The sequence below is a fragment of the Rhizobium rhododendri genome, from assembly GCF_007000325.2.
GTDB classification, from domain to species: Bacteria; Pseudomonadota; Alphaproteobacteria; order Rhizobiales; family Rhizobiaceae; genus Rhizobium; species Rhizobium rhododendri.
Map to the genome: position 1 here is coordinate 608,049 of NZ_CP117267.1, position 13,824 is coordinate 621,872.

Genomic DNA, 13,824 nt, shown 5'->3' on the forward strand with positions numbered 1-13,824 from the left:
GTCATTCCCTGGCCCTGGCGTTCAATGTATAGCGCAGTTCGGCGGTGCCGCTCGACAGGATATGGCCATCGGCGGCCAGCAGCAGGTCCGCCCGGGTGAACGCGTCCGGCAGGCCGAGGTGCTCCACATCCAGCGCGTAGACGGTGACGCGATAGTGGTGGATGCGCTGATCGTTCCAGGGTGGGCAGGCGCCGTGATAGCCGCCCTGCGGGCCGTTCTTCAGCGACCCCTCGCCAAAGCCGTTCTGTCCTCGCCGGCCGTGGTCGGTGCGTTTCAGCGGCAGTCCCGCCTTGGTCAGGCCGTTGCCGTCGATTGCCTCGGGCAAGTGGCTGAAGTCGGAGGGAATGTCGGCCAGCACCCAATGGACGAATTCCTCGCGCGGCGCGGTCTCGGCAATCACCGTGTCATCCCTGTTGAAGCCGCTGCGATCGACGGGCACGTCGGGATCGACCATGGTGACGGCATAGGATTTCGTGCCCGTCGGGCCCTTCGACCAGGACAGCGACGGGCTCTCGTTTCGTCCCGGCCTGAGCTTGCCCTGATGCACGACGCAGGCAGCATTTGCCGGCGGCAGCATACGTCCGGGCTCGGCCTTGCCGAAGCTGACCGCAAGATCGGCGGCAAAGGCCGGCACTGCCGAGGCGGGGAGAATGAGGCCAGCCACGGCGGCAAGCACAATGGCACTCGGAAATCTGTCACTCGTTCGCATGGAAGCCCCTTTGGTGGATCGCTGGACACTGGCTAACAGATCGCCGGCCGGACCATGAGCACGGAAACGCTCGATTGGAAGTCTGAAACGCTTAAATCGGCTCGGTCGTGCCGTGCTGGATGAGCGCCCGCCGGCGTTCTGCAAAGCGCCTGGGCGAGCGGTAGCCTGTCGCCAGCGCCGCTTCCCGCAGGCTAAGCCCATCCTCCGCCAGCATCGTTTCGGCCAGTGCCATGCGCTCGCCGGCAATCACGGCACGGAGCGAGGTGCCCTCCATCCCCAGCCGCCGGCGCAGCGTCGCATTGCTGGTGCCGAGCTCGGCGGCGATCAGGTCGGCAGTCCAGGCCCGGTCGGGCTGCCAGCGCACCAGCGCCCGGATGGCATCGGTCGTGGTCTCCGCCCGCGCGGGCAGGGCGCCACGCATTGCCAGAACCATCAGGATTTCCAGCACCCGGTGTTCGGCGATCATCGTCGGCAGATTGCCGTCCATGATCCCGTCGCCGGCATGGCGGATCGCCTCGGCAAGCGCCGCATCGAGCCCGATGTGGGCAAGCGCAGGCCGCCGCAGCGGAGAGAGGCCGGACTCTGCCCGGCGCACCAGCGCATCCGGGAAGTCGATGAAGATGGCGCGGTATGCGCCGCTTGCCGGATCCGGATCGTTGACGACCTCGCCGCGCCAACCGGACGGCAGCACCAGAACCGTGCCGGCATCGAGACGCTGATGGCGGCCCATGCTGAGCACTTCCTTGCTGCCCTCGACGATGACAACGATCGACAGGCGCGCAAAGGCGGCACCGGCAATGCGCTCGCGCCTGTGGGTGACGAAGGAGAACAGCGACGGTGCGGCATTCCGGTCGGCGAGCGGCGCCATCGGCCTGCGATCTTCAGCCACCAGACGGCGCAGGCGCTCGAGAATGAGACGGGATTCAGACATGTCATGCTCCAGGCGGGAGCCGATATCTACGCCGACGTTTCGCCGGATGCCAAGGCCGGATACGGCGTAAAACGGCGTCTTTTCCGCATGTAGACGGGAACTAGCGACAGGCTGGCGTCGCCAAAAGATGGAACCGACCGCCGCTGGCAAATGTTATGGTTGTGCCCATCATAAGAGAAGAGGATATCCCCATGACAGACGAAGCCAGGATCTCGCCCGCTGCCCAGTCGCTGAAGCAGGAACAGGCAGACCAGCGCAACACCGCCGCAAAAGGCGACCTCGACACCGGACTCGAGGATAGCTTTCCGGCATCCGACCCGGTCTCCATGACGACAAGCAGCATTTCCGGCGGTCGCACCGACGTCGAGGAAGCTGAAAAGGTCAAGACCCAGGCGGAATAGCCGCCGGTGCCGAACCCGTCAGGCTCCGGGGCCTGAGAGCCCAGACGGCAGGACTGCATCGCGCAATTCGTCCTGTCCGGGCTGTCGGTCGGCAGCCTTGTGCAGCAGTGTCGACGTGTAGCCGCGCGTCCCGTTGCCTTCGATCAGCGTCACGTCGGCATTCCCGGGATTGTCGGATTCTTCGAGCCAGGTGACGGGATGCTGCAGGAAATTCATCTCGAAGGCACGGTTGGTAACGCCGTGGCCGACGATCAATACGCTATCGTGGCCGTGCAGTGCCTCATGCATGACGGTCTGCAGGAACAGCCGCATGCGCTGCGCCACGTCGGCGCGGCTTTCGCCATCCGGTGGCCGGGCGTAAAACTTGGCGCCATTGCTGCGCAGCCGCGCCCACCGCTCGAACTCGTCCGGAAACTTCTGCCTTTGCTCGACATGGTCGTAGATCTCGGTGAAGACTCCGAAATCCTGCTCGCGCAACAGATAGTCTTCCCGCACCTTGCCGACGGTTGCTGCTGGCAACACCGTCAAAAGCGCATCCTTGCTCTGGCGCGTCCTGAGGAACGGCGAGAACCAGACGCGCAGCTTCGGACGCTCGAACTCGGGAAGGCTGTCCAGGTATTTGGCAATCACGCCGCCAGCCTGCGCCACCTGACGATAGCCCCATTGGCTCAAGGGCACGTTGTGGTCGCCGAATTCACGGTAGGCATGGCCATCGAGGTTGCCGAGGGATTCGCCGTGGCGAACGAGAAAGATGCGCATCAGCCGTTCCGCATTGTCAGCATGCCACCGCTGGCGGCGTGTTTCGGGGCAAGGCTCAGAGCCGCCGGGACCAGAGCATTGCCACGACACCGCAGATCGCCGTGATCGCGCCGCGGTAGACCCAGGGGCGCTGGTCGATCATGAAGCTGCTGGCGGGGTAGGGGAAGTAACCGCTGCCCTGTGCGGCCCAGATCACTCCGGCGATGAACAGCAACAGACCCAAAACAAACAACGCTTTTCTTGCCATCGTCCCATCCTCGCTTGAAAGGACGACATAGCAGTTCCTGCGCCCGATGCCTACCGTCACGATGGTGGTGAAGAGGCTACTGACAGAATCTGACAGTGGGAGCGTCTACTCCTGCGACATCGAGCAAGTCTCGCAAACGGCAAGGAGCACCACATGATAACCTGGTTACGCAGCGCGGCCATTGCGCCCGGCAAGGTCCCCGACGCATTCGCCTTCGTCAAAAAGGCAGCAGGGCTGATTGAAGAAAACCACGGCATCCGGATCGCCATCAGCCGGCCGCTCGCCGGAAATCCGACGCGGATATTCTGGTCTGCGCAGCACGAGGATCTTCAGGCCTTCGAGCGTGACCACAAGGCGATCAACACCGATGCCGCGTTTCTGCGATTGCTCGGCGAGGCCAGCAGCTGCTTCATTGCCGGCTCGACTCACGATGAAATTCTGCAGACGATTTAAGGATGCGACGATGACAGATGCCGGCAGCGCCAGCGCTGCTCAAATCAGGCTCCCGACCTCGATCGTCGGGTGGTCGGACGGGATCGCGATGGCTATGTCGGCATCTTCGAGCCCAGCCATGGCTACCGCCTTCGCGTCGGAAATGCCGACGAGCGCAAGGTTGGGGTAGGCGCGGGCTCGAAGCGGTGTCTCGACAATGACCGAACGGCCCTTGAAAAAGAACAACATGGCACTCTCCTGTGGGCGTTGGCGATGCTTGACGAGGGGCTTCTGGCGCATGTCGTAGAGGCCGGCGGCAGTTGGATCAGGATGCCTTCAGGCGATCCGTCCGGAAATGCTGCCGGTCAAGGCCGCCGTTACTCGGCGGCGATATCCGGAGCGATGTCATAGGCTTCGATATCGCGCTCCTGGCTTACACGCTCCTGGGAGACTTCGTCGTTGCGCATCCGGTATTGCGGCGAATTATCCCGCACCGGCAGCAGGGCGATGATGCGGTAGGTATCGGCTGCACGCGGCGACAGGCCTTGGCGGCTCTTGAGGCGTACGGACTGGCCGATCGGGAAACGATGAACTGACATGGGCGCTTTTGCTCTCCGCCACGTCGCCGGTCGCCATCAGGGCGCCGTAGCGTGGTCTTTATCTCAAAGTCGAGTACTGAGGCGAATGCCATCCGCGGCATCCGTCGATCGCAAGGCGCCGGTCAAGGCCAACTCGGGACAACGTGTGATTGCCGCCCGTCCCTGGCTCTCCAGTCCCCAGCGATCGACAAGAGCATAGCATGAAGCGCGCGACAGGCTAGACCTCTTGGCGGTTGCAGTCCTGCCGAAGGCTTTGACACTCGGAACGTGCCCATGAAGGGCTAATCCAGCGTTTCATGACGACCGCGTCGATGCGGCGACAACTGCAGGCTGAATGCGGCCCGTGCTGCCAATACAGGCGGCGGACCCCTCCAGCGGCGAGCGACATGGTAGGCCCTCCGGGCCTCCGCTACCTAGCCTGTTTGTCATGCGCCTGAAATACGGCGGATTTTTTCGGTAGGCGCTCCGATTTTTGGCCCCTGCGCGGTTGCCTCGTGCGGGTTCCGCTCCTATGTTCCGCCTCACCTGCCAACAGGAGAACAAGACCATGGCTTTCGAATTGCCTGAACTTCCCTATGACTACGATGCGCTTTCCCCCTTCATGTCGAAGGAAACCCTCGAGTTTCACCACGACAAGCATCACAAGGCCTATGTCGACAACGGCAACAAGCTCGCCGCCGAAGCCGGCATGAGCGATCTGTCGGTCGAAGAGGTCGTCAAGAAGTCGTTCGGCACCAATGCCGGTCTCTTCAACAACGCTGCCCAGCACTACAACCACATCCATTTCTGGAAGTGGATGAAGAAGGGCGGCGGCGGCAACAAGCTGCCCGGCAAGCTGGAAACAGCCTTCGCCTCCGATCTCGGCGGCTATGACAAGTTCAAGGCCGATTTCGCAGCCGCAGGCACCACGCAGTTCGGCTCCGGCTGGGCCTGGCTCTCCGTCAAGAACGGCAAGCTCGAAATCTCCAAGACACCGAACGGCGAAAACCCGCTAGTCCACGGCGCAAGCCCGATCCTCGGCGTCGACGTCTGGGAACACTCCTATTACATCGACTACCGCAACGCCCGCCCGAAATATCTCGAGGCATTCATCGACAGCCTGATCAACTGGGATCACGTGCTGGAAATGTACGAAACGGCAACCAAGTAAGTCTAGCGCACCACCCAGAAAGCCCGGCCCCGCGCCGGGCTTTTTTCTATTTTGGCCGGCCTCCGCCAATCTCCCCTTGCGGGAGAGATGTCGGCATCGTCGACAGAGGGGCGCGCCGCCCCACGCGCAAGATGGCCTCTTGCCCCATCCAACTCAGCCGCCAATCCACAAAAATCCCCCTCGCGTGGACCGCCATAAATCAGGCGCAGTTCAATTTAACCTTGCAGGCCGGCGGACCGGTTGTGCCAACCGTCTGCCTGGGCGCGAAACGTCGCGGCCAATACACGCACGGGGGATCGCCACCGCATGTCCAGCAAGCCGAGAATCGCAGTCCTTTTTGGGGGACGTTCCTCCGAGCACGAGGTTTCGCTCATGTCCGCCGCCAATGTGGTCGGCGCCATGGATCGCTCCCGCTACGAGATCGTCCCCATCGCCGTCACCCGCAGCGGCGAATGGCTGTTGATCGACTGGGACGGCGCGACGATGCCTTCGGCCGTGCCGGCGACCGGCACCGGCGTCTGCCTGCTGCCGGGCGGCCGCGGACGGATGATGGCGATGCCGCCGGCGGGCGCGGCCTATGAGTTGCCCCCGGTCTCTGTGGTGTTTCCGGTGCTGCATGGCCTGTTCGGCGAGGACGGCTCGGTGCAGGGGCACTGCGAGGTCGCCGATGTCGCCTATGTCGGCTGCGGTATTCTCGGCTCGGTCGCGGCGCTGGACAAGGACATCGCCAAGCGGCTGCTTGCGGATGCCGGGCTTGCGGTTGCCCCCTCGGTGACGCTGCGGCGCGGCGACCCGGCGTCGTTCGAGACGATCTCGACGACGCTCGGGCTACCCGTCTTCGTTAAACCGGCCCGGCAGGGATCGTCGGTCGGCGTCGGCAGGGCACGGACGTCCGACGAGTTCACCGGGGTCCTCAGCGACGCCTTCCGTCATGACGACAAGGTGCTGGTGGAAACCTTCGTCGACGGCCGCGAGATCGAATGCGCGGTGCTGGAGGATGCCGACGGTTCGCTGGTCGTCTCGCTTCCCGGCGAGATCGTGCCGGCCGAAAAGCACGGCTTCTACAGCTACGACGCCAAGTACATCGATGCCGACGGCGCCGTCGTCAAAGTACCCGCCGATCTGCCGGACCAGGTGGCCGCAAGCATCCGCGAAATCGCCCGCCGCGCCTTTCTGGCGCTCGGCTGCGAGGGCATGGCCCGTGTCGACGTCTTCCTGAAGGTCGATGGGACGGTCACCATCAACGAAGTCAACACCATCCCCGGCTTCACCAACATCAGCATGTATCCAAAAGCCTTCGCCGCCAGCGGTATCGACAACACCGAACTCATCGATCGCCTGATCGCCCACGCGCTGCGCCGCGATAGCGCGCGGCGGTCTGACAAAGCAGCCTCGGCCAAAAGCGAGGTGGCTGCGGCCTGAGGCGGCACAGATAGACGTCGGCACTGGAAATCCGTCGCCGACGTCCGGCAGTGTCAGGCGGCGGACCTTTCGCCGGCTACCCGGCGGCGCAGTCTTGCGTCTGTGATCGCAGGCGGATTGTATGCTGCATCGAGGGTTCCGACCTCGGTTCCCGGTGAGACGATCTCGTCGATCCTGTCGAGGACCTCGTCACTGAGCCTGACCTCGGCGCCGGCAAGCAGTCCGTCCAGTTGATCCATTGTCCGTGGTCCGAGGATGGCGGACGTAACGCCGGGATGGGCAATAGCGAAGGCCATTGCCATGTGCATCAGCGACAGGCCTGCGACGTCTGCAACGGTGATGAGTTGCTCGATGACATCGAGCTTGCGCTGGTCGGACATCTGCTTTGGGAAATGGGTGACGCGTAAACTCTCGGGCAGCGGCTGGCCCTTGCGGTAACGGCCGGCCAGCATGCCCATTGCCAGCGGGCTCCAGACCACAGCGCCCATCCCGTATTTTTCACAGGTCGGCAGCACTTCGCGTTCTATGCTGCGGTGGAGAATGGAGTAGGGAGGCTGCTCGGCGCGGAAGCGTGCAGAGCAGCGTCGGTCGGCAACCCATTGCGCTTCGACGATCTCGGAGACGGGGAAGGTCGATGAACCGATGGCGCGCAGCTTGCCGGCTCGCATCAGGTCGGTAAGGACCGCGAGCGTTTCCTCGATGTCGGTATCGGGTGACGGCCGGTGGATGTAGAGCAGGTCTATGTAATCGGTTTGCAGTCGGCGCAATGAGTCGTCCACGGCGCGGGTGATCCACCGCCTGGAGTTGCCTTGGCTGTTCGGGTCCGCCCCCATTGGCAGGTGCGCCTTGGTAGCGAGCACCACAGTGTCGCGGCGTCCCTTCAGGGCTTGGCCGACAATCTCCTCGGATTCGCCATGGCTGTAGTAATCTGCGGTGTCGATGAAATTTATACCGACATCCAGCGCTTTGTGGATCATGCGAACGCCGTCCTCATGGTCCGGGTTGCCCATGGCGCCGAACATCATCGCGCCCAGGCAGTAGGGGCTGACCTTGATGCCGGTTTTTCCGAGATTTCTATATTGCATGATCTTATCCTTTTGTGGTTTTGGAGCGGGACTGCTTGCTCTCGACCCGACCCAGCGGTTCCGCGCTATCGGCCAATGCAGCGCAGGCGGTCGGCCAGGCATCGTCCCCAGGGTAAAGCGCGGTGCGCAGATACGCCCAGCTCATCCGTTGCACCAATGCGACGCGGGCCGGATCTTCGTCGGTCGTTTCGGCCGCATCGTAGCCGGCAATGCCGCCGAGCCCATGTTCGCCGCCAAACAGCGTCAGCAGGCTCTTGGGGCCGGGGCTGAGAGTGTAGGGATCGGCATGCCAGTCGGCGCCCCGCACCGTGAGATGCGGTGAAACGTCCCGGTCACCGGCGATGACCAGTGCCGGTGTTGTCATATGGTCGAAGCGGAATGTCGTGAAGAAGGAGTACCTCTCGGCCGCAGCAGCGCTGAGGTCGGCCCCGCCATTGCCGGGTGCCGCCAGCAGCACGCCGGCGCTGATGCGCGGATCCGCAAGATTGACCGCCGTGCCGTCATGCTCATCCGTCAGCTGCGCGCCCAGCAGCATCGATGCCGTATGCCCGCCCATCGAGTGGCCGGCAACGGCGACCCGGCTGCGATCCAGGCGACCGCGGAGTTCCGGAACGCAGGCTTCGATCAACTCCAGCTGGTCGAGGATAAATATCATGTCCTCGACGCGCGATCTCCAGAACAGCGGGGCGTCGGGATCGCTGCCGACGATATGGCTCAGCGTCTTCGAACTGAGATGGGTGGGTTGGATGACGACGAAGCCGTGCGCCGCCCAGAAATGGACCAGCGGACCATAGCCGTTCATCGAGGAAAGATGGTTCGACCTTCCGTGCCCGTGCGACAGAAGGATGATCGGAAGGGAGGTTCCGGTAACGGGAGCAGAGATACGCATCTGCAGATCAACGGCCCGACCCGGCGCGGGCAGGACAACCGGGCAGATGGAGACAACCGCGCTGGCCTCGTTGATGGGGATCGTCCCTGCTGGATCGTTCATTGGCATGTGCTTCAGTATCCTTTGGTGGCCAATTCTGCCGGTCCGTGCTAACTTAATTAAACGGATCAGTGTTCCGTTTTATACGGAACAACGTTCCGTTTTGCAAGTGGGTATGACTGTGCGCGATGAAACGAATGACAAACCGGCGGGGGCGGACGAAACGGAACGTCCGGATCGCCGTGTGCGCGCCGATGCCCAGCGCAATCTCGACGGCCTGTTGAAGGCAGCAATGGCGGTATTTTCCAGTTCCGGCGTCGATGCTCCGGTCCGCGAAATCGCGACCAGGGCGGGCGTCGGCGTCGGCACGTTGTATCGACACTTTCCACAGCGCGCCGATCTGGTGGCGGCTGTCTTCCGGCATGAGGTGGATGCCTGTGCCGAGGCTGCCGCAACACTTGCCGCAGAACACGCGCCTGGCGAGGCCCTGGCACATTGGATGCAGCGCTATGCGGGCTTCATTGCCACCAAGCGCGGTCTCGCCTCGGCGCTGCACTCCGGCGATCCGACGTTCGAGACCCTCCCGGGCTATTTCCAGCAGAGACTGCAGCCCGCGTTGCGAAACCTTCTGGAGGCCGCGGCAGCTGCCGGTGAAGCGCGCACGGATGTCGACGCAGAGGAATTGCTGGGCGCTGTCGCGCGTCTGTGCATGTCCTCACAGGATAATGATCCGGACCATGCACGCCGGATGGTGGCCCTGCTGTCCGACGGACTGCGCTATGGCGCGCGCCGAAACACGCCCGGATAGTCGCCGACGATGCCGTGGCCATCGACCTCGATTTCGACGCTGAAGCCGGTGGACAGGCCATCGTAGCGGAAACGCTTCTCGCCAAGCCTCGTATAGCGCTGCTCGACCGCTTTCACAGCGAGGTCGGGCACGGAGACATAGGCGACTTTGATCGTTCCGGTCTCACCGACAGCGAGGTCGAGCCTGCGGATGGGCAGGGTGTTGGTAAACGGCGTGGCCGCGATGTCGACGTCGATGCAGCCTGAAAGCCCGGCAAGCTCCATGCCATCGGCACCGCTCCAGCGCCCGTGTCCGTCCGACACCAGGTGCAGCGCCGGACCGTCGACTATCTGCATGCTGACTTCGCGTACGCGCCACCGGGGATCGAGGGTCAGTTGGTAGGAAAGACCGAAGCGGTGACCGTCGCGCTCGCCGATCACCAGGCTCCGGGCCGCAATCCGCGTTTCGTCATCGGCAACGAAGAGATGCTCGAGCCCCTTGCCGTCCCAGTCCGTCCACCGCACCACCCGCAACATCGCCCTATCTCCCATGTAGATTCGCACTATGGCCGACGGGTTCACCGCTTCAAGCCTGCGTCTTGCAGGCGGTCGCACCGCCGGTGGGATGCCTCCCGGACGAGATCGCGAGGATTCCCCAGGCCCATCGCTGATCCCTCAGCCGAGCGCCTGCAGGTAGCGCATGCCGGTGACCGGGCGGGGAGTGAAGTCCAGCTGTTCGTAGAAGCGGTGGGCAGCGACGTTGCCGGTGGCGGCGCTGACCGAGAGGTAGCGGCAACCGGCCTTGCGGGCGGTCTCGCGGGCGCGGTCGACGAGATGCTGGCCGATGCCGTGGCCGCGATGGCCGTCGCGCACGAAGAGATGATGCAGGTCCATGCCGCGCTGGCCTTCCTGCGCCCTGTAGAGCGGCACGAGGATGGCATAGCCGAGGAGGCCTTCGGCTGAATCGGCAACCAGCGCCGTGATCCACGGCAGGGGGCCGAAGAGATCGCGTTCCAGCTGCTCCGGCGTCGTCGCGGCCGCATCGCCGTGATGGGCTGCCAGCAGGGTGATCATCGCGTTGAGGTCTGGCAAGTCCTCGCGCCTGGCGGCACGGATAGTCAGCACCGGAGGTCTCAGCAGAGATATTTCACTGTCTTCGAGCATGGTCTGCGTCCTGTGTGGAGTGCCGTCAGGACGCTGTCGCATACAACAAAGCCGCCTGACGGCGGCTTGTTGACAAAAATGATCTGCCGGCCGCCCTTCTAGAGGTACAGCCAAAAGTACGAGCGGGTGATGAGCGCGTGCGTGATCATGGGAAAAGAGATGATCTGAAATGGGGGGGATGTCAAGGGAGGTGGTGATTAGTGAGCAGTGATTGGTGAGTAGAGGCAGTAGGCGTTAGGCAGTAGGCAGTAGGATTTGATCATTAGGTAGGCGCTTTGAATATAAGTAGCAGAAATTGTGAGATCAGCGGTCATAGGCAATAGCGCATTCAAGTTGCCGTTAGATATTGATGGGGACTTGATTCAACACTCTGTTAGAAATAGCGACTGCCTACTGCCTACTGCCTACTGCCTACTGCCTACTGACTACTGCCTACTGCCTACTCACTACTCACTACTCACTAAACACATGCCCTCCACCAACATGATCCGTCTCGCAAAGACCGTGGTCGGAGAGGGCTCGGATGACGTAGCAGTCTTCTATGCTGTGGCCGTTGCAGTGGGAGACGATGCGTTCCAGTTCGTTTTCCAGCTTCTTCAGGCGGGCGATCTTTTCGCGGACGTCGGCAAGGTGCTCGCGGGCGATCTGGTCGGCATCGCGGCAGGGCCTTTCCGGATGCTGGCTGAGGGTGATCAGCCCGCGGATCGCCTCGACTGTCAGGCCGAGATCGCGGCCGTGGCGGATAAAAGCCAGCCGCTCCACATCGGTCTCGCCGTAGCGCCGCTGGTTGCTGTCGCTGCGCTCGGGCGCGTCGAGCAGCCCGACCTGCTCGTAGTAGCGGATGGTCGGCACCTTGACGCCGGCGCGCTTCGACAATGTCCCGATCGACAGCATGGCGAAATTTCCTCTTGTTCCTCTAGTCGCTAGAGGGATTAGATAGGATGTCACACAGGTTCTGGCAACAAAATCAGCCCGATAAGAAAGGTGACATCATGAGCGCTTCCTGCGGCCACACCCACGGTCCCTTCGACGGCATGTCGGATACCTACAAGACGCGCCTGTGGATCGTCATCGCGCTCAACGGCATCATGTTCTTCGTCGAGATGGTCGCCGGCCAATTGGCCCGGTCCCAGGCGCTGCAGGCGGACGCACTGGATTTCTTTGCCGATTCCGTCACCTACGGCATCTCGCTGGCCGTCATCGGCGCGTCTCCCCGGATCCGCACCATGGCGGCGGCGGGCAAGGGCATCAGCCTGTTCCTGATGGGCCTGTTCGTCTGCGCGGCCACCATCTACCGGGTCTTCGTGGTCGGCGTGCCGGAAGCGCCGGTCATGGGCATCATCGGCTTCCTGGCGCTGCTTGCCAACCTTGCAACCGTCGTGCTGCTGGTCAACTACAAGGATGGCGATGCCAACGTGCGCTCCGTCTGGCTCTGCTCGCGCAACGATGCCATCGGCAATGTCGTGGTCATGGCAGCAGCTCTCGGCGTCTGGGGCACCAACACAGCCTGGCCGGATCTCGCGGTCGCGGCCGTCATGGCAGGCCTGTTCCTGACCTCTTCGGTGCAGATCCTCAGCCACTCCTGGCGCGAATGGAAAGCAGCCGGAACCGGCGGTGTCGCTGACACCCATGATCACGAAGGTCACGACCATGCCGGCCACAATCATGGGGGCTGCTGCTCTCACGACCACGCCGCCGGCGATAGCCACGACCACAAGCCGGCAGCCGCACACAGCCATTGAGGCTGCGGATGTCCCGGATTTAGCCAATTCCCCAAACGAAATCAGCCCATTGCATTTGCGTGCAATGGGCTGATCCGTGTGTGCAGCTTTCGAATAACGTCGACTATTCCTGGCGCAGCTTTGCGTCGACGCTGACAGGGCCTGGGCCCGATGTCACGAAGTAGAGGAACAGGAAGCAGAAGACGACGGCAGCATAGCCGCCGTTTTCGGTCGGGAAGAAGCTCTTCGGGAAATGGGCGATGAAGTAGGCAGCCGCCATTTCGCCGCTGAGCACGAAGGCTACGATCCGTGTCTGGAAGCCGATCAGGAACAGGAAGCCGAGGATAAGCTCGATCAGCCCCGCGACCCATGGCAGCGAGCCCTCCGGCGGCATGAAGACGCCGGCGTGGAAATGGAAGATCTTGGCAGTGCCGAACGAAAAGATGACCAGGCCAAAGACGATGCGCAGGAGGCTGAGCACGTAGGGCTGGGCGGAGGATAGTTGCTGTTTCATAATCTTCTCCGGTGGTTGGGCTTTGTCGGTTGATGAGCAGCGTCCGCCGATACTCTTGAAAAAAACCCCATAGCGCGACACTCTGCCGCCGCCAAGCCGACCGGCGGCGACAGACTGTTCACAGGTTCGGCCCCCAGGATCGTCATCCTCGGGCCCGACCCGAGGACTAGGCCACGGCCTGCAGCTGCGCCTCGCCATTGTGCAGGAAGCATGCCTTGGTGAAGAGGCCGAGGTCGACGAGGTTGGGAAGGCGGATATCGGAGATATCCGGCAGGCGCCGGCTCTCGGCATCGAACGAACGGTCGATCTGCGAGATGAAGCCGAGGACGATGCCTGTCTCCTTCGCAAAACTGCCCAGTGCGGCGATCTGCTCGGAGAGCACGGGTTTTTGGCGGCTCTGGTCGAGGATCTGCAGGTAGTCGATGATCGCGATCGTTCCAGGCCTGGACCCCGCCAGATGCCGGATGACGTAATCCGCGCTGATATCGTCGGACGTGACGACCTCCAGCCTGTCGCAATCGGTGCGATCGTCCTTTTCGAGCACGCCGATATGCTTGCGCACCTGCTGCTCCGTCATTTCGAGCGTGAAAAACACCGCCCTTCTGTCGTCGCTGATGGCATCGACCAGAAGCTGCAGCCCGAGGCTGGTCTTGCCGTGCCCCGGTCGCCCCGCCACCAGCAGCAGGTCGCCGTTCTCGAGCCTCGACAATATCGTTTCCGACAACGACCTGACGGCCATGCGCGAAGACAGCATGCTCCATCGGGCAAACCCCTCGTCGCGGGCGATCTGGTCCAGCGCCTGGTTGAGCGGAACGCCAGAGCTCCGGGCCATCAGCTTTGCCCGCCGTTTCAGTTGGAATATGGGTGCAGAAAGTTTCATGCGTAACCTCCATCACGAGCCGAAAACGCAACCCCTCCGCATGCGATGCCCGAACAGATGGTTCGATGAACGTTTGTCACCCTGCATGTATGATGC

General features: G+C 62.8%; 19 protein-coding genes. 6 read left to right on the plus strand and 13 right to left on the minus strand.

The genetic code is table 11. The features are described 5' to 3' along the window. Position 1: 1 nt before the first annotated feature. A complete protein-coding gene (locus tag PR018_RS02985; RefSeq protein WP_142824321.1) occupies positions 2-709 on the minus strand; it encodes a YbhB/YbcL family Raf kinase inhibitor-like protein in 708 nt (235 codons plus the stop codon). 91 nt (positions 710-800) lie between these two features. Further along, a complete protein-coding gene (locus PR018_RS02990; RefSeq protein WP_142824322.1) occupies positions 801-1,640 on the minus strand; it encodes a helix-turn-helix transcriptional regulator in 840 nt (279 codons plus the stop codon). A 191-nt stretch (positions 1,641-1,831) separates the two neighbouring features. Here PR018_RS02990 and PR018_RS02995 point away from each other — a divergent pair, with 191 nt between their 5' ends. Continuing rightward, positions 1,832-2,041 carry a hypothetical protein gene (locus tag PR018_RS02995; protein ID WP_142824323.1) on the plus strand — a complete coding sequence of 70 codons (210 nt, stop codon included), beginning with the start codon at positions 1,832-1,834 and terminating at the stop codon, positions 2,039-2,041. An 18-nt stretch (positions 2,042-2,059) separates the two neighbouring features. Here PR018_RS02995 and PR018_RS03000 read toward each other — a convergent pair whose 3' ends face one another. After that, the gene (locus PR018_RS03000) at positions 2,060-2,800 is read right to left on the minus strand and encodes a histidine phosphatase family protein (RefSeq protein ID WP_142824324.1); all 741 of its coding nucleotides are present in this window, start codon (positions 2,798-2,800) and stop codon (positions 2,060-2,062) included. A gap of 55 nt (positions 2,801-2,855) precedes the next feature. Then, positions 2,856-3,047 carry a hypothetical protein gene (locus tag PR018_RS03005; protein ID WP_111220248.1) on the minus strand — a complete coding sequence of 64 codons (192 nt, stop codon included), beginning with the start codon at positions 3,045-3,047 and terminating at the stop codon, positions 2,856-2,858. A gap of 153 nt (positions 3,048-3,200) precedes the next feature. Between PR018_RS03005 and PR018_RS03010 the strand changes: the two genes are divergently transcribed. Further along, the gene (locus PR018_RS03010; RefSeq protein ID WP_142824325.1) at positions 3,201-3,500 is read left to right on the plus strand and encodes a hypothetical protein; all 300 of its coding nucleotides are present in this window, start codon (positions 3,201-3,203) and stop codon (positions 3,498-3,500) included. Positions 3,501-3,539: 39 nt separating this feature from the next. On the opposite strand, the gene PR018_RS03015 is transcribed toward PR018_RS03010, so the two are convergent. After that, positions 3,540-3,728: a hypothetical protein gene (locus PR018_RS03015; protein WP_142824326.1), complete on the minus strand. Its 189-nt coding sequence runs from the start codon at positions 3,726-3,728 to the stop codon at positions 3,540-3,542. Positions 3,729-3,856: 128 nt separating this feature from the next. Beyond that, positions 3,857-4,078 (minus strand): hypothetical protein, encoded by a 222-nt coding sequence (locus tag PR018_RS03020; RefSeq protein WP_142824327.1) that lies wholly within the window; start codon positions 4,076-4,078, stop codon positions 3,857-3,859. A gap of 547 nt (positions 4,079-4,625) precedes the next feature. On the opposite strand from PR018_RS03020, the gene PR018_RS03025 reads away from it, so the two are divergent. After that, a complete protein-coding gene (locus tag PR018_RS03025) occupies positions 4,626-5,228 on the plus strand; it encodes a superoxide dismutase (RefSeq protein WP_142824328.1) in 603 nt (200 codons plus the stop codon). 306 nt (positions 5,229-5,534) lie between these two features. Next, positions 5,535-6,650: a D-alanine--D-alanine ligase family protein gene (locus tag PR018_RS03030; RefSeq protein WP_142824329.1), complete on the plus strand. Its 1,116-nt coding sequence runs from the start codon at positions 5,535-5,537 to the stop codon at positions 6,648-6,650. A 53-nt stretch (positions 6,651-6,703) separates the two neighbouring features. Here the strand turns inward: PR018_RS03030 and PR018_RS03035 are convergent, their stop codons facing one another. Further along, positions 6,704-7,735, minus strand: a complete 1,032-nt coding sequence (locus tag PR018_RS03035; protein WP_142824330.1) for an aldo/keto reductase — start codon at positions 7,733-7,735, stop codon at positions 6,704-6,706. 4 nt (positions 7,736-7,739) lie between these two features. Further along, on the minus strand, positions 7,740-8,726 hold the full coding sequence (locus PR018_RS03040; protein ID WP_142824331.1) for an alpha/beta hydrolase family protein: 987 nt from the start codon (positions 8,724-8,726) through the stop codon (positions 7,740-7,742). Between the two features lie 118 nt (positions 8,727-8,844). On the opposite strand from PR018_RS03040, the gene PR018_RS03045 reads away from it, so the two are divergent. Continuing rightward, positions 8,845-9,471 carry a TetR/AcrR family transcriptional regulator gene (locus tag PR018_RS03045; RefSeq protein ID WP_224128061.1) on the plus strand — a complete coding sequence of 209 codons (627 nt, stop codon included), beginning with the start codon at positions 8,845-8,847 and terminating at the stop codon, positions 9,469-9,471. On the opposite strand, the gene PR018_RS03050 is transcribed toward PR018_RS03045, so the two are convergent. The 3 genes from PR018_RS03050 to PR018_RS03060 form a co-directional block, all read right to left on the minus strand. Beyond that, positions 9,441-9,986 (minus strand): putative glycolipid-binding domain-containing protein, encoded by a 546-nt coding sequence (locus PR018_RS03050; RefSeq protein ID WP_162854791.1) that lies wholly within the window; start codon positions 9,984-9,986, stop codon positions 9,441-9,443. The two genes, PR018_RS03045 and PR018_RS03050, sit on opposite strands and share 31 nt — an antisense overlap. A gap of 138 nt (positions 9,987-10,124) precedes the next feature. Then, entirely contained in the window at positions 10,125-10,613 is a 489-nt protein-coding gene (locus tag PR018_RS03055; protein ID WP_142824333.1) for a GNAT family N-acetyltransferase, read from the minus strand. A 453-nt stretch (positions 10,614-11,066) separates the two neighbouring features. After that, positions 11,067-11,507, minus strand: coding sequence for a MerR family transcriptional regulator (locus PR018_RS03060; RefSeq protein WP_142824334.1), 441 nt, complete (start codon positions 11,505-11,507; stop codon positions 11,067-11,069). Between the two features lie 98 nt (positions 11,508-11,605). Here PR018_RS03060 and PR018_RS03065 point away from each other — a divergent pair, with 98 nt between their 5' ends. Further along, on the plus strand, positions 11,606-12,355 hold the full coding sequence (locus tag PR018_RS03065; RefSeq protein ID WP_142824335.1) for a cation efflux transmembrane domain-containing protein: 750 nt from the start codon (positions 11,606-11,608) through the stop codon (positions 12,353-12,355). 103 nt (positions 12,356-12,458) lie between these two features. On the opposite strand, the gene PR018_RS03070 is transcribed toward PR018_RS03065, so the two are convergent. Continuing rightward, entirely contained in the window at positions 12,459-12,848 is a 390-nt protein-coding gene (locus PR018_RS03070) for a DoxX family protein (protein ID WP_142824336.1), read from the minus strand. A gap of 166 nt (positions 12,849-13,014) precedes the next feature. After that, positions 13,015-13,728 carry a DNA helicase gene (locus PR018_RS03075; RefSeq protein ID WP_142824337.1) on the minus strand — a complete coding sequence of 238 codons (714 nt, stop codon included), beginning with the start codon at positions 13,726-13,728 and terminating at the stop codon, positions 13,015-13,017. Positions 13,729-13,824: the final 96 nt, after the last annotated feature.

Bases quoted from the DNA above. Each gene is read 5' to 3' on its own strand.
- PR018_RS02985 (WP_142824321.1), bottom strand. From the start codon at position 709: ATGCGAACGAGTGACAGATTTCCGAGTGCCATTGTGCTTGCCGCCGTG.
- PR018_RS02990 (WP_142824322.1), bottom strand. From the start codon at position 1,640: ATGTCTGAATCCCGTCTCATTCTCGAGCGCCTGCGCCGTCTGGTGGCT.
- PR018_RS02995 (WP_142824323.1), top strand. From the start codon at position 1,832: ATGACAGACGAAGCCAGGATCTCGCCCGCTGCCCAGTCGCTGAAGCAG.
- PR018_RS03000 (WP_142824324.1), bottom strand. From the start codon at position 2,800: ATGCGCATCTTTCTCGTTCGCCACGGCGAATCCCTCGGCAACCTCGAT.
- PR018_RS03005 (WP_111220248.1), bottom strand. From the start codon at position 3,047: ATGGCAAGAAAAGCGTTGTTTGTTTTGGGTCTGTTGCTGTTCATCGCC.
- PR018_RS03010 (WP_142824325.1), top strand. From the start codon at position 3,201: ATGATAACCTGGTTACGCAGCGCGGCCATTGCGCCCGGCAAGGTCCCC.
- PR018_RS03015 (WP_142824326.1), bottom strand. From the start codon at position 3,728: ATGTTGTTCTTTTTCAAGGGCCGTTCGGTCATTGTCGAGACACCGCTT.
- PR018_RS03020 (WP_142824327.1), bottom strand. From the start codon at position 4,078: ATGTCAGTTCATCGTTTCCCGATCGGCCAGTCCGTACGCCTCAAGAGC.
- PR018_RS03025 (WP_142824328.1), top strand. From the start codon at position 4,626: ATGGCTTTCGAATTGCCTGAACTTCCCTATGACTACGATGCGCTTTCC.
- PR018_RS03030 (WP_142824329.1), top strand. From the start codon at position 5,535: ATGTCCAGCAAGCCGAGAATCGCAGTCCTTTTTGGGGGACGTTCCTCC.
- PR018_RS03035 (WP_142824330.1), bottom strand. From the start codon at position 7,735: ATGCAATATAGAAATCTCGGAAAAACCGGCATCAAGGTCAGCCCCTAC.
- PR018_RS03040 (WP_142824331.1), bottom strand. From the start codon at position 8,726: ATGAACGATCCAGCAGGGACGATCCCCATCAACGAGGCCAGCGCGGTT.
- PR018_RS03050 (WP_162854791.1), bottom strand. From the start codon at position 9,986: ATGTTGCGGGTGGTGCGGTGGACGGACTGGGACGGCAAGGGGCTCGAG.
- PR018_RS03055 (WP_142824333.1), bottom strand. From the start codon at position 10,613: ATGCTCGAAGACAGTGAAATATCTCTGCTGAGACCTCCGGTGCTGACT.
- PR018_RS03060 (WP_142824334.1), bottom strand. From the start codon at position 11,507: ATGCTGTCGATCGGGACATTGTCGAAGCGCGCCGGCGTCAAGGTGCCG.
- PR018_RS03065 (WP_142824335.1), top strand. From the start codon at position 11,606: ATGAGCGCTTCCTGCGGCCACACCCACGGTCCCTTCGACGGCATGTCG.
- PR018_RS03070 (WP_142824336.1), bottom strand. From the start codon at position 12,848: ATGAAACAGCAACTATCCTCCGCCCAGCCCTACGTGCTCAGCCTCCTG.
- PR018_RS03075 (WP_142824337.1), bottom strand. From the start codon at position 13,728: ATGAAACTTTCTGCACCCATATTCCAACTGAAACGGCGGGCAAAGCTG.